Below are 12,300 nucleotides of genomic sequence, written 5' to 3' on the forward strand. Positions count from 1 at the left end.
ATCATCGACGGCAGCCGCAACCATGGCCGCGCTACTTCTTGGGTTCGCCGCGAACCTGCCGGGCAATTCGGTCAAGAACGGCGTTCACCAGCTTCGGCTCGTCGTCTCCGAAGAAAGCCTTGGCAATTTCGACATATTCGGTGACGATCACCGCAACAGGCACGTCCTTGCGCTCCAGCATCTCGAATGTCCCGGCGCGCAAGATGGCACGAACGGTGGAATCGAGCCGCGACAGCGCCCAGTCGTCCTGCAATGCCGAGCCGATCAGCGGGTCGAGCTTGCGCTGATCGCGCACGACGCCTGCAACGATCGAGCGGAACCAGGACGCATCAGCCTTCAGATAGGTATCGCCGTCCAGTTCCTGGCCGAGGCGGTGCATTTCGTATTCAGCGACGACTTCGAGCACGCCGGTGCCGCCGATATCCATCTGGTAGAGCGCCTGCACGGCCGCGAGACGCGCCGCGCCGCGTTGGTTAGCCTGTTTCAACGGCTGATCCGAGGGGGTGTTCGTCACTGTTCCGTGCCCAATTTGTTCTTCAGTTCAATCATCGTCAACGCAGCGCGCGCTGCAAAGCCGCCCTTGTCGCCTTCCGACCGGCGCGCCCGCGCCCAGGCCTGATCATCATTTTCGACCGTCAGGATGCCGTTGCCGATGGCAAGGCTTTCGCTGACGGCGAGGTCCATGATCGCACGCGAGGATTCGTTCGCGACGATATCGAAATGATAGGTCTCGCCGCGAATGACCATGCCGAGCGCGACGAAGCCGTCGTAGCCCGTGCCGCCGTCGTCCGCGCCATCGAGCGCCATGGCGATTGCCGGCGGGATTTCGAGTGCGCCGGGAACTGTCACGATATCATAGGTCGCGCCGGCTGCATCCAGCGCATGTTTGGCGCCATCGAGCAACGCGTCGGCCATATCGTCATAGAAGCGTGCTTCCACAATCAGGATGTGGGCAGCCTTGGTCTTCGCCATGGGTCACCTGTCTTGAGATTTCTGCGCCGGTGCGACCGGCTGAGGCGGCGGTCAAACCATGACCGGCGTCGAATGGCAAGCAAATTCCGCTCTCGGCGCCCTTTTGCCGCGTCGCACGCCGGTAGCGCCCTGCCCGCTCCAGATGGGGCGGTACGCTTGTGTCACGCTTGAGGGGGTAGCCAGGCGTTGCCGACAATGACAATAATCAAACCTTACACAACGCCTGGCCGGAGAGAAAGCCGGCCCGGACAATGGAAGTCGAGCGAAGGTTGTCCCTAATGCATGATGTCGATCCGTCGATATCTATTCGTCTGCCCAGTATGCCTCAGGCCGTCGTCTTCGACATGGACGGCCTGCTCTTCGATACCGAGGCACTCTATCGCGACGCGATGCTTACGACTGCGCAGGCGCTCGGGCAGATCATGCCGCTGTCGCTTTATCTCGCGACCATAGGGCTTTCCGGCGAAGCGACGCGACAATCACTCAGCAGACATTTCGGAGCAGACTTCGATCTCGACGGGTTTTGGCGGCAGGCGTCCGCCACCTTCCATACCCTGACAACGACCGAACTGCGGTTGAAGCCGGGTGTGGTCGAACTCATCGACCTATTGGAAGACCTCGGCATTCCCTTTGCGATCGCCACATCGTCAGAGCATCACGATGTCGAGCGAAACCTCGGCCTTCATGGATTGTTCGACCGCTTCCCTGTCGTCGTCGCTCACGGCGACTACCAACTGGGCAAGCCGCATCCCGAACCTTTCCTGACGGCTGCTCGGCGGCTCGATGTCCCGCCCGAGCTTTGCCTTGCGCTTGAGGACAGCCATAACGGCGTGCGCTCGGCATCATCGGCCGGCATGATGACGATCATGGTGCCGGATCTGCTGGCGGCAACGGAAGAGATCCGCAGCCTTTGCGTCAATGTCGCCGCCCACCTCGGCCAGGTTCACCACGCGCTCCTCAACCATTCGCGAGGCGCCCATGCCCCTGCCTGAAGACAGAATTGCCACGCGCCTTTCTTCACGTTTCGAATGCAAATTTTCCCGTAAGAACGAATGGCCGCCGCCGGACACCTGACCGATTGTCGGCAGACCAAAAATCAAGCGCGACACGGAGGAGCCACTAAGGTCGCCCCGTGCGACGCCGATAGCGCCAGGGAGGAATACATGGCGGACACCAACAAACCCATCATCAACCCGAGGGATCTTGCCCTCGACCATTGGTCGGAAGGCACGTTTTTCGAGTCACGCGACGCGTCTTTCGGCGGCCGGCTGGGGCTGAAAGACCTAGGCATCGGCTATGGCGAAGTGCCACCGGGCAAATCCGGTTGCCCGTTCCACAACCATCATGTGGAAGAGGAACTGTTCGTCATCCTCGAAGGCGAAGGCACCTATCGGTTCGGCGCCGAGCGCTACGCTGTCGGGCCTGGGGACATCCTGGGCGCACCTGCCGGCGGCCCCGAGACGGCACACCACCTGATCAACACCGGAACCGTGCCGCTCAAATATCTCTCCATCTCGACGATGGCCGCAACCGAGATCTGCGAATACCCGGATTCCGGAAAGTTTCACGCCAGGACGCGCACGGCCGGCGGCGAACGCCGGTTCCAGTTCACCGGCAGGCCTGAAAGTGCCGTCGACTACTGGGACGGCGAGCCCGGCATCTGATCCCCTTTCCAAACCAATAGCAGTGGATAAAACATGCACAGTGTTCCTATCATCGAGACCGAACGCCTGGTCCTGCGTCCCTATCGACGTGACGACTTCACGGCCTATGCCGCCCTGTTTGCCGACAGTGAGGTAACGCGTTTCGTCGGCGGCGTTCCCTACACGCGAGAGCAGTCCTGGACGCGGTTCCTGCGCCAGGTCGGCATGTGGCACTATTTCGGCTTCGGCTTCTTCGCCATCCAGGATCGAGCGACCGGCACCTTTCTCGGAGAAGCGGGTTTTCATGACGTTCATCGGCTGATCACGCCATCGCTCGAAGGAACCATGGAAACCGGATGGGCGCTTTCGCCCAAGGCACATGGCCAGGGGCTTGCAACCGAGGCTGTTACCGCCGCGCTCGAATGGGCCGACCGACAGTTTCCGAAGTTGCGGAAGACCTGCATCATCGATGTCGGCAACAATGCTTCGATCCGCGTCGCAGAAAAGCATGGCTTTAAGGAATTCTGGCGCACGTCCTATCACGGAACCCATGTGATCATGTTTGAACGGCAACGACCGCTTGCTGGTGCCACGGCCCATTTGGGGCAAATGCCTGCGAATTTGGCAACGTAAACAATCCTGAATTGCCAAACGCCTAGATCGCAAGTAAGGTTGCTGGGCCTCGGGTGGAGGCGAATTATAACCTTAGGCAACACCACCTGATCAGTCGACGTCCAACAAATTTCGCTGCGGGTAAGTCACCCGTAATACAGCCCGCTGGCGACTGCCATGCGCATCCCCAGCAGGCCCGCCAGAAACCCGCACTGGGTAATATGTTCGGGTATCAGGTTACCGGTTACTGCGCCGCAAACAACCAGGGAGCATGACCATGAATCGCATTGCCAAGCTATCAATCATTGCTGCTTTCTCTTCCCTCGCCTTCGCAGCTATCCCCCACGCTCAAGACGCCAAAATGGAATGGCCGGCTGAAATCGAGAAGACGGTGCAAGAGTTCAAGGGAGACAACTTCACCATCGTCGATGTCGGTACGCTGAGCGAACAAGATCAGACACGCATGTGGATCGAGCATGCGACGCCAGAACAGCGCGCCGCCTTGCAAGCGGCGGTCAACAGCAACGCTGGATTAGCCGCCGCGCTGAAGGCCAAGAACGTCGAAATGGGCAATATAGCGGGCGCTGTGCAGAGTGCCAACGGAAGCCTCACCCTATACGTGCGTTGAACCGCGCGCGGTCAACCTAAAAAGGTGCACCATCTCCACATTCGAGGTGGTGCACCTTGTCGGGTCTCGGCGGCTGCGATCGCCTATTCAGCCTTCGGCGCGGGAAACTCCGCAAGGCGGGCGGCGTAGCGCGCCATCGTATCGACTTCGAAATTGACGAAATCGCCAGCCTGGCGTTCGCCCCAGGTCGTCACCTCAAGCGAATGCCGGATCAGCAGCACGTCGAACTCGGCGCCATCGACCTTGTTGACTGTAAGCGACGTGCCGTCCAGTGCGACGGACCCCTTGGGCGCAACGAACTTGGCCAGATGCGCTGGTGCACGCAACCGGAACCGGACAGCATCACCTTCAGATTCGATCGAGAGAATCTCGGCCTTGTCGTCGATATGACCGGAAACGAGATGGCCGCCGAGTTCATCGCCGATCTTCAGTGACCGCTCGAGATTGATGCGTGTGCCCTTCTTCCAGCCGGCTATGGTCGTCAGCCGCAACGCCTCCTCCCATGCCTCGACCTCGAACCAGCGCTCGTTGCTGCCACCATCAGGCAAAGCCGTGACCGTCAGGCAAACGCCGGAATGGGCGATGGACGCCCCCATGTCGATGGTCTTCGGATCGTAATTGGTGGCGACGCGCAGCTTCACGCCTTCCTTCAGCGGCGTAACGGCGTCAACGGTACCGATATCAGTGACAATGCCTGTGAACATCAGTTCTCTCTTTCGTATTCTTCGAAAAGGTCGTCGCCGTATCGTGCGGAATTGACGAGCGTGAAGCCGGCAGGAACGGACTTCCGATCAAATGGGGACGCGATACCGTTTTCGCCAATCTGTTGCGGACCGGTATAGATCTGGATGCGATCGACGAGGCCACTCTCCAGGAAAGCACGAGCGGCAACGGCACCACCCTCGACGAGCAGCGAGGAAATGCCGCGAGAACCGAGCGCTGTCAGCAGATCGGCGACCGATCCGGTTTCCAGCACCTCGACACCGGCGGCCTCCAACGCCGCGCGGCGGCCAGCCCGGTCGCCAGCCGGCTCCAGTTCCGGTTGCCCCGACGGCTCGCCGGAGACGACAATCAGCGGGACATCGCGTGCTGAGCGCACGAGCTTCGATCCGGGAGAAAGGTCCAAGCGTCGATCGAGAACGATGCGGACGGGCGAGCGGTCTTCAAGTCCGGGAAGACGCACGGTCAATTCCGGATCGTCGGCGGTCGCCGTACCGATGCCCACCAGGATCGCGTCGCTTTGCGCCCTGAGGATCTGAACCTGCGCCCTGGAAATCGGACCGGTAATACGGACCTGTCCAGCCCCTTTGCGGCCGATCATGCCGTCGGCAGAAATGGCAAGCTTGAGAGTCACATGCGGACGTTTGCTGACCTGCCGCATGAGATAGGCTTCGAGCGCGCGATGCCCCTCCTCCGGCAGTAGGCCGATATCGACCGTGATTCCAGCATCGCGCAAACGCACGACGCCGCGGCCGGCAACGCGTTCATCGGGGTCGAGGATCGAGATGACGACACGGGCAACGCCGGCGGCGACAAGCGCATCGGCGCAGGGCGGCGTCTTGCCGTGATGCGAGCACGGTTCGAGGGTGACATAGGCGGTCGCGCGCCGCGCCCGTTCTCTGGCTTCGGCAAGCGCCTGGGCTTCCGCATGCGGACGACCGCTGCTGGCGGTTACCGCCCGTCCGACGACAATGCCATCCTTCACGATCAGGCAGGCGACCGATGGGTTTGTGGATGTCTGTCCGAGATGATGGCGTGCCAGCCGCAGCGCCGCCGCCATAAACCTCTCGTCCTCACGGGTGGGATTGGCCATGGCGATCCGGGCGCTTTCCTATTCGCCGGGGTCGCGCGCAATCTTGGCGCTGATCTCGGCGATGACCTTCTCGAAATCTTCGGCGTGGGAGAAATCCCGATAGACCGATGCGTAGCGGACGAAAGCGACATCGTCGAGGCTCTTCAGCGCTTCCAGCACCTGCAGGCCGATCTCTTCCGAAGGGATCTCGGTCTCGCCGGAGCTTTCGAGCCGTCGCACGATGCCGGAAACTGCCCGCTCGATGCGGTCGCGATCTACAGGGCGCTTTCTCAGTGCGATCTCGAAAGACCGCAGTAGTTTGTCCCGGTCGAAAGGCACCTTCCGACCGGTCTTCTTGATGATCATCAGCTCACGCAGCTGCACCCGTTCGAAGGTCGTGAAGCGACCACCGCAATCCGGGCAGATACGGCGACGACGAATGGCGTTGCCGTCCTCTGCCGGACGGCTGTCCTTCACCTGGCTGTCTTCGGAACCGCAATAGGGGCAGCGCATGATGAGCCGATCACATGTAGCCGTACATCGGGAAGCGTTCGGTGAGCTTCATCACCTTCTCGCGCACACCCGCTTCGACGGCAGCATTGCCTTCGTCGGAGTTGGCGACCTTGAGGCCGTCGAGCACTTCGACGATCAGTTCACCGATTTCCTTGAATTCGGCTTCCTTGAAGCCACGCGTCGTGCCGGCCGGAGTGCCGAGACGGACACCCGACGTGACGAACGGCTTTTCGGGATCGAACGGGATGCCGTTCTTGTTGCAGGTGACATAGGCGCGGCCAAGGGCTGCCTCGGCGCGCTTGCCGGTCGCGTTCTTCTTGCGCAGGTCAACCAACATCAGGTGGTTGTCGGTGCCGCCGGAAACGATGTCGAGGCCGTTCGCCTTGAGCGTCTCTGCAAGCGTGCGGGCGTTGTTGACGACCTGGGCCGCATAGTCCTTGAAGGACGGCTGCAGCGCTTCGCCGAAGGCAACGGCCTTGGCGGCGATGACGTGCATCAGCGGGCCACCCTGGAGACCCGGGAAGACCGCCGAGTTGATCTTCTTGGCGATATCCTCGTCATTGGTCAGGATCATGCCACCGCGCGGGCCGCGCAGCGACTTGTGTGTGGTCGTCGTTGCAACGTGGCAATGCGGAACCGGCGACGGATGCTGGTCACCGGCAACGAGGCCGGCAATGTGCGCCATGTCGACCATCAGATAGGCGCCGATTTCGTCGGCGATCTCGCGGAAACGCTTCCAGTCCCAGATGCGGGAATAGGCGGTGCCGCCGGCGATGATCAGCTTCGGCTTATGCTGGCGCGCTTTCTCGGCGACGGCGTCCATGTCAAGCAGGTGATCGCTCTCGCGAACGCCGTAGGAAACCACGTTGAACCACTTGCCGGACATGTTGACCGGCGAGCCGTGCGTCAGGTGACCGCCCGAATTGAGGTCGAGACCCATGAAGGTGTCGCCTGGCTGCAGGAGTGCCAGGAACACGGCCTGATTCATCTGCGAGCCGGAGTTCGGCTGCACGTTGACGAACTTGGCACCGAAGAGCTTCTTGGCACGCTCGATCGCCAATTCCTCGGCGATATCAACGAACTGGCAGCCGCCGTAATAGCGCTTGCCCGGATAGCCCTCGGCATATTTGTTGGTCATGATCGAGCCCTGGGCCTCGAGCACGGCGCGCGAAACGATGTTCTCGGAGGCGATCAGTTCGATCTCGTGGCGCTGGCGACCCAGCTCCTTTTCGATCGCACCGAAGATTTCCGGATCGCTGTCGGCGAGAGAGCGGGTGAAGAAGGCATCATTGTTCTGTGCAAGCATCGGGCGAGGCTCCTCTCAAAGGTGGCAGTTCTTTAGCTTCCTCGCACGGCGAGAGCAATATCCGCTGTGCGGTTTGCGTCATTTCCCCCATCTGCCGCGCCTAAACATCGCAGCCATGGACCAACGAAAAAGCCGCACTGCCAAGGCAAGCGCGGCTTTTTCAAATTATTGTCCCGACTTTGCTTATTGCGGCAGAGCGTCCTGCTCGACCGAGCCGGAGGACTGCTCGACGCCATAGGGCGTCTGCAGTGCAAGTTCTGTCGCGCCATCGCGCTGATAGATGTCGTCGCGGAACTGGACGACGCCATCTGTCGCCGACCAGGCGGTGATGTAGGTGAAAAAGACCGGAACTTCTTCGGCCAGCGTGATCGGAGTGTTGACGCCGGTCTTGATCGTGGCTTCCATCTGCTGGCGCGACCAGCCGGGTGTTTCCTTCAACAGCCAGCTCGAAAGGTCGCGAACGTTCTGGACGCGAACGCAGCCGGACGATTCGAAACGCATCAGCTTGTTGAACAGGCCCTGCTGCGGCGTATCGTGCATGTAGACCTGATGCTCGTTGTGGAAGTTGATCTTCGTCGACGACATCGCGTTGATCTTGCCCGGATCCTGACGGAACATCAGGTTCGGCGCCTTCTCGGCATTCCAGTCGACCGTTTCTGGCGACACTTCGCCACCGCTGCCATCGAACAGGCGGATGGCATTGCGCTTCAGGTAGGTCGGATCCTTGCGCATCAGCGGCATGATATCCTTCTGGATGATCGAGCGCGGCGCGGTCCAATAGGGGTTGAGAATGACCTCGTAGATCTTGGAATTGAGGATCGGCGACTGGCGGTCGATCTTGCCGACGATGGCGGTGTGGCGCAGCGCGACGCGGCCGTTCTCCACAGCTTCGATGTAGGCAGCCGGGATGTTGACCATCACGTAGCGGCGGCCGAGGTCACCGGACATCGACTGCAGGCGCACGAGATTGGTCTGCAACTGGCCGAGACGGGTGGTCGCCGGAACGTTGATGGCCTTCAGCGTGTATTCGCCAATGACGCCGTCCGCCGGGAGGCCGTGGCGGGCCTGGAAGCGCTTTACGGCGCCGTCGACGTAGGAATCGAACTGCGACGAAATGCCGGCCGAACGCGGCAGGTCGCCGGAAACCATCAGGCGCTGGCGCAGTTGCTGCACCGAAGGATCGGTAACGCCGATCTCGAGCTTGAGGCTGGTTGCCACCATCGGCCAACCGCGTGACGAAACGATGTTCTGATAGTCGAAGATCGCCTGCTGGACATGGCTGATCGTCTCCGGGCCGAAGACCGGCGTATTGGACACGACCGTGGTCGCCGTGCGCGATGCCTTGGCGTCGTACTGGTCGTCCCAGGAGCCGCGGCGTGGCGAATTGATGATCTCGTTCAGGGCGTCCTGTGCGCCCGCGGCTCCCGCGCAAGCGACGGCACCGAAGGTTGCGGCCGAGCGCAGAAATGCACGGCGCGAGAATGCATCAATTCCATTCTTTTTCGACATATTCCTACCATCCCAATGCGTTGGCACGCGCCCTATGCGCAGGCACGCATGTTGCCGGAGCCCTAACACGATCGTGGTTAACAAAGGTCAACCAACGAGCCACCCTGCCCTCGCATTTCACGATACCGCGAGCGAGGTCCCTCATCCGGCAGGCGTACGCGAAACGAAACCACATCGATGAAAACACGTGGGCGCACCTACCGCATGCTCTCGTCGCTGTCACACCAATATGGCCAATTCGTGTCTCGGGCGGCGGCCGAAGGCATGTGGCACGCCTCTTGCTTGGGCCCACTGCGGCCTTTCGGCAACATCGCCGGGACCGAAAAACGGCAAAGGCCGGACACGCAAGGATTGCGTCCGGCCATTGAACTGGAGGTAAGCGACGCCGATTACAGGCGGTACATGATCGAGTCGTTCCAGAAGCGATCGAGGCGCTGCAGCAGCTTGTTCATCTGGGTGAACTCATCTGAACCGATGCCGCCAACCTTCTGGATCGAGCCGATGTGACGCTCGTAGAGCTTGGCGACGGTTTCGGCGATTTCCTGACCGTCTTCCGTCAGGCTGATGCGGACCGAACGACGGTCGACCCGTGAGCGCTGGTGGTTGATGAGACCGAGGTCGACGAGCTTCTTGACGTTGTAGGAGACGTTCGAGCCGAGGTAGTAGCCGCGGGAGCGAAGCTCGCCGGCGGTCAGCTCGGAGTTGCCGATGTTGAACAGCAACAGAGCCTGGACGGCGTTGACATCGTCGCGACCCTGACGGTCGAACTCGTCCTTGATAACGTCGAGCAGACGGCGGTGCAGACGCTCGACGAGGTGGAGGGATTCCATGTAGAGACCGCGGATGGTTTCTTCCTGAGGGTCTCGGGGCGCAGCGACCTGCGGCTTCATCTTCGTGTTCATTTGACTGCCTCACTGTTTTGTTTGGCGGTGTCTGTTTGTCTTCCCGCCTTGAGTGAGACCCTATCGAATACGTCTAAAATTCTACTTAAACCGCAGCCTTAACATGAGCTTACCATTCGGCGAGTCTGTCTCAGGGTGAATCAACTCTTACCTGTCTCGCCTGCCGGTAGCGTTGATAGAACAGCGCGGCCCTGAAAAGGATGAAGGTAACGGCGACGGCCCCGTGCAGCGCAATCAGCAACGGACGGGCGCCGAAACTGACGGGATAGAACTCGTACATCGCGATTTCGATCGCTGCCGCTACCACCCAGACCACCGGTCCCCAGGAGACCAGCAGCCACAGCCCGAGGGCAGCCACGGGGTAGACCACGGCAAGCGCGGTAGCCGCTGCCCGCCACTCCGGCGTCAATAGATCGAAACGGCCGGCACCGCCATGGGAGAAGCCGATCAGCATGGCCCAATAGTTCAGCGCGAACCAGAAGCACGAGGCCGACACCAGCCGCAGGAACAGACCGAAAAGGATCTCGGTCAGCGATGGTTTCGGCACATGGGCAGAATCATGAAGCATGGGCGGCAAGATAGGGCGGGTCGACGCCATCCGCCAGCACGAAGGAAGCCCCTCCCCCCCTTTGTCGATTGGCGACGGGGAAGAAATGCCGCAGGCCGGTCGTGCGCGGCGCGGTTTCCAAGCGTGGCCCCCACATGATAAAGCGCATGCCACCTCACAGTTTCCAAGGAAAGGCGCGGCGCGATGAACGACAGGACGAATCTTGTGGACAGGATTACCGGACACCGCCGCATGCGCCGCAACCGCAAGGCCGATTGGACGCGCCGGCTGGTGCAGGAAAACCGCCTGACGGTCGACGACCTGATCTGGCCGATCTTCATCGTGCCGGGCAGCAACATCGTGCAGCCGATCGATGCCATGCCTGGCGTCAACCGCATGAGCATCGACACGGCGGTGGAAGCGGTGAAAGAAGCCGCCGATCTCGGCATCCCGGCAATCGCCACCTTTCCCAATATAGATCTGTCGCTGCGCGACGAGACCGGCTCCAACAGCCTTGCCGCCGACAATCTCATCAACCAGGCGACGCGCGCCTTCAAGAAGGCCGTGCCCGAGATCGGCGTCATAACCGACGTGGCGCTCGACCCGTTCACCAGCCACGGCCACGACGGCATCCTGCGCGATGGCGAAATCGTCAACGACGAGACGGTGGAGACGATCGCCAGGGCCGCTGTCGGCCAGGCCGACGCCGGCGCCGATATCATCGCGCCTTCCGACATGATGGACGGTCGCATCGGTGCGATCCGCCAGGCGCTCGACGCGGCGGGCCACCAGAATGTCGGCATCATGGCCTATGCGACGAAATTCGCTTCCGGCTTCTACGGTCCCTATCGCGAGGCGATCGGCACCGGCGGTCTGCTCAAGGGCGACAAGAAGACCTATTATATCGACCCGGCCAACGGCACCGAGGCGATCCGCGACGCCGCACTCGACGTCGAGGAAGGCGCCGACATGCTGATGGTCAAGCCCGGCCTGCCCTACCTCGACATCTGCTGGCGCATGAAGGAGGCCTTCGGCCTTCCGGTTTTCGCCTACCAGGTGTCGGGCGAATACTCTCAAGTCAAGGCGGCGGCCGCCAATGGCTGGATCGACGGCGAGAAGGTGATGCTCGAAACGCTGCTCGCCTTCAAGCGCGCCGGCTGCGACGGCATCCTCAGCTACTTCGCCATCGAGGTCGCAAGGATCCTGGCCAAGGGGCGGTAACGCCCTCACCTTTGCAAACTGCAGGCGGCGCGTGGCGGGCAATCCTTGTTTTGCACGCAATGCCAACCCATATCGAGCTTACAACTATGCGGGGCCTATAGAGATGACGATGCACAACGAAGAACTGCGGCTGCCGAGCAATGACTGGCGCGCCTATCAGGGTGTGCTGTCGCGGCGGGTGTTCGCCTTCATTCTCGACTATGTCATCATCGCGCTCTTGTGGATCCCGGCCGCCGTCGTTGTGTTCTTCCTCGGCATCCTGACGCTCGGCCTCGGCTTCCTGCTCTATCCCGTGCTTTTTGCGCTGGTAGCGATGCTCTATTTCGGCGTGACCGTGGGCGGCCGCGAGCAGGCATCGCCCGGCATGCGGATGATGGGACTGGCGATTGCGCGCACTGACGGACGACCAATGGACTTCCTGACGGCGATCGTGCATCTCGTCATCTTCTGGATCGCCAACGCGCTGTTGACGCCGCTGATTCTGCTGATCGGACTGTTTACAGATCGCAGCCGCCTGCTGCACGATCTGCTGATTGGCACCGTAACGGTCCGTCGCGACACCTACTGAACCCTGCCGAAGCAATCGACGACGAACAATCCGCGCGCAAGGGGCGACCGCCCCAAACGTGTGAGTTGACGTTTTCCATTCTTCCGC

Annotated in this window: 15 protein-coding genes; 6 read left to right on the forward strand and 9 right to left on the reverse strand. The window is 61.2% G+C overall.

The genetic code is table 11. The features are described from left to right. Nucleotides 1-31 precede the first annotated feature (31 nt). Complete coding sequence (gene nusB, locus BKP54_RS05160) at nucleotides 32-514, reverse strand: transcription antitermination factor NusB (RefSeq protein ID WP_025426528.1); 483 nt, start codon at nucleotides 512-514, stop codon at nucleotides 32-34. Further along, nucleotides 511-972 (reverse strand): 6,7-dimethyl-8-ribityllumazine synthase, encoded by a 462-nt coding sequence (ribH, locus tag BKP54_RS05165; protein WP_025426527.1) that lies wholly within the window; start codon nucleotides 970-972, stop codon nucleotides 511-513. The genes nusB and ribH overlap by 4 nt, the downstream gene beginning before the upstream one ends. A gap of 278 nt (nucleotides 973-1,250) precedes the next feature. On the opposite strand from ribH, the gene BKP54_RS05170 reads away from it, so the two are divergent. The 4 genes from BKP54_RS05170 to BKP54_RS05185 all read left to right on the forward strand — a co-directional run bounded on the left by BKP54_RS05170 (nucleotide 1,251) and on the right by BKP54_RS05185 (nucleotide 3,855). Next, nucleotides 1,251-1,964, forward strand: coding sequence for an HAD family phosphatase (locus BKP54_RS05170; RefSeq protein ID WP_057211439.1), 714 nt, complete (start codon nucleotides 1,251-1,253; stop codon nucleotides 1,962-1,964). A gap of 171 nt (nucleotides 1,965-2,135) precedes the next feature. Continuing rightward, nucleotides 2,136-2,636, forward strand: a complete 501-nt coding sequence (locus BKP54_RS05175; protein ID WP_025426525.1) for a cupin domain-containing protein — start codon at nucleotides 2,136-2,138, stop codon at nucleotides 2,634-2,636. A gap of 33 nt (nucleotides 2,637-2,669) precedes the next feature. Next, the gene (locus BKP54_RS05180; protein WP_025426524.1) at nucleotides 2,670-3,248 is read left to right on the forward strand and encodes a GNAT family N-acetyltransferase; all 579 of its coding nucleotides are present in this window, start codon (nucleotides 2,670-2,672) and stop codon (nucleotides 3,246-3,248) included. A gap of 256 nt (nucleotides 3,249-3,504) precedes the next feature. Then, complete coding sequence (locus BKP54_RS05185; protein WP_025426523.1) at nucleotides 3,505-3,855, forward strand: hypothetical protein; 351 nt, start codon at nucleotides 3,505-3,507, stop codon at nucleotides 3,853-3,855. Nucleotides 3,856-3,938: 83 nt separating this feature from the next. Here the strand turns inward: BKP54_RS05185 and BKP54_RS05190 are convergent, their stop codons facing one another. From BKP54_RS05190 to BKP54_RS05220, 7 genes are all read right to left on the reverse strand, one after another. Next, on the reverse strand, nucleotides 3,939-4,559 hold the full coding sequence (locus BKP54_RS05190) for a riboflavin synthase (RefSeq protein ID WP_025426522.1): 621 nt from the start codon (nucleotides 4,557-4,559) through the stop codon (nucleotides 3,939-3,941). Further along, on the reverse strand, nucleotides 4,559-5,668 hold the full coding sequence (gene ribD, locus BKP54_RS05195; RefSeq protein WP_025426521.1) for a bifunctional diaminohydroxyphosphoribosylaminopyrimidine deaminase/5-amino-6-(5-phosphoribosylamino)uracil reductase RibD: 1,110 nt from the start codon (nucleotides 5,666-5,668) through the stop codon (nucleotides 4,559-4,561). Before ribD ends, BKP54_RS05190 begins: the two co-directional genes overlap by 1 nt. A gap of 18 nt (nucleotides 5,669-5,686) precedes the next feature. Beyond that, nucleotides 5,687-6,160 carry a transcriptional regulator NrdR gene (nrdR, locus tag BKP54_RS05200; RefSeq protein ID WP_003529310.1) on the reverse strand — a complete coding sequence of 158 codons (474 nt, stop codon included), beginning with the start codon at nucleotides 6,158-6,160 and terminating at the stop codon, nucleotides 5,687-5,689. 10 nt (nucleotides 6,161-6,170) lie between these two features. Further along, nucleotides 6,171-7,466 carry a serine hydroxymethyltransferase gene (gene glyA / locus BKP54_RS05205; protein WP_025426520.1) on the reverse strand — a complete coding sequence of 432 codons (1,296 nt, stop codon included), beginning with the start codon at nucleotides 7,464-7,466 and terminating at the stop codon, nucleotides 6,171-6,173. A 183-nt stretch (nucleotides 7,467-7,649) separates the two neighbouring features. Further along, nucleotides 7,650-8,975 carry a murein L,D-transpeptidase gene (locus BKP54_RS05210; RefSeq protein ID WP_084814300.1) on the reverse strand — a complete coding sequence of 442 codons (1,326 nt, stop codon included), beginning with the start codon at nucleotides 8,973-8,975 and terminating at the stop codon, nucleotides 7,650-7,652. A gap of 389 nt (nucleotides 8,976-9,364) precedes the next feature. Next, nucleotides 9,365-9,877, reverse strand: coding sequence for a MarR family winged helix-turn-helix transcriptional regulator (locus BKP54_RS05215; protein ID WP_025426518.1), 513 nt, complete (start codon nucleotides 9,875-9,877; stop codon nucleotides 9,365-9,367). 130 nt (nucleotides 9,878-10,007) lie between these two features. After that, entirely contained in the window at nucleotides 10,008-10,445 is a 438-nt protein-coding gene (locus tag BKP54_RS05220) for a DUF6163 family protein (protein WP_025426517.1), read from the reverse strand. A 183-nt stretch (nucleotides 10,446-10,628) separates the two neighbouring features. Between BKP54_RS05220 and hemB the strand changes: the two genes are divergently transcribed. Both hemB and BKP54_RS05230 read left to right on the forward strand, forming a co-directional pair. Continuing rightward, on the forward strand, nucleotides 10,629-11,645 hold the full coding sequence (hemB, locus tag BKP54_RS05225) for a porphobilinogen synthase (RefSeq protein ID WP_025426516.1): 1,017 nt from the start codon (nucleotides 10,629-10,631) through the stop codon (nucleotides 11,643-11,645). Between the two features lie 103 nt (nucleotides 11,646-11,748). Then, on the forward strand, nucleotides 11,749-12,213 hold the full coding sequence (locus BKP54_RS05230; protein ID WP_025426515.1) for an RDD family protein: 465 nt from the start codon (nucleotides 11,749-11,751) through the stop codon (nucleotides 12,211-12,213). Nucleotides 12,214-12,300: the final 87 nt, after the last annotated feature.

It is taken from the genome of Ensifer sp. 1H6 (genome assembly GCF_001976035.1).
Lineage (GTDB): Bacteria > Pseudomonadota > Alphaproteobacteria > Rhizobiales > Rhizobiaceae > Ensifer > Ensifer canadensis.

Bases quoted from the DNA above. Each gene is read 5' to 3' on its own strand.
- BKP54_RS05220 (WP_025426517.1), bottom strand. From the start codon at position 10,445: ATGCTTCATGATTCTGCCCATGTGCCGAAACCATCGCTGACCGAGATC.
- BKP54_RS05210 (WP_084814300.1), bottom strand. From the start codon at position 8,975: ATGTCGAAAAAGAATGGAATTGATGCATTCTCGCGCCGTGCATTTCTG.
- BKP54_RS05230 (WP_025426515.1), top strand. From the start codon at position 11,749: ATGACGATGCACAACGAAGAACTGCGGCTGCCGAGCAATGACTGGCGC.
- nrdR (WP_003529310.1), bottom strand. From the start codon at position 6,160: ATGCGCTGCCCCTATTGCGGTTCCGAAGACAGCCAGGTGAAGGACAGC.
- ribD (WP_025426521.1), bottom strand. From the start codon at position 5,668: ATGGCCAATCCCACCCGTGAGGACGAGAGGTTTATGGCGGCGGCGCTG.
- BKP54_RS05185 (WP_025426523.1), top strand. From the start codon at position 3,505: ATGAATCGCATTGCCAAGCTATCAATCATTGCTGCTTTCTCTTCCCTC.
- BKP54_RS05190 (WP_025426522.1), bottom strand. From the start codon at position 4,559: ATGTTCACAGGCATTGTCACTGATATCGGTACCGTTGACGCCGTTACG.
- hemB (WP_025426516.1), top strand. From the start codon at position 10,629: ATGAACGACAGGACGAATCTTGTGGACAGGATTACCGGACACCGCCGC.
- glyA (WP_025426520.1), bottom strand. From the start codon at position 7,466: ATGCTTGCACAGAACAATGATGCCTTCTTCACCCGCTCTCTCGCCGAC.
- BKP54_RS05170 (WP_057211439.1), top strand. From the start codon at position 1,251: ATGCATGATGTCGATCCGTCGATATCTATTCGTCTGCCCAGTATGCCT.
- BKP54_RS05215 (WP_025426518.1), bottom strand. From the start codon at position 9,877: ATGAACACGAAGATGAAGCCGCAGGTCGCTGCGCCCCGAGACCCTCAG.
- BKP54_RS05180 (WP_025426524.1), top strand. From the start codon at position 2,670: ATGCACAGTGTTCCTATCATCGAGACCGAACGCCTGGTCCTGCGTCCC.
- BKP54_RS05175 (WP_025426525.1), top strand. From the start codon at position 2,136: ATGGCGGACACCAACAAACCCATCATCAACCCGAGGGATCTTGCCCTC.
- ribH (WP_025426527.1), bottom strand. From the start codon at position 972: ATGGCGAAGACCAAGGCTGCCCACATCCTGATTGTGGAAGCACGCTTC.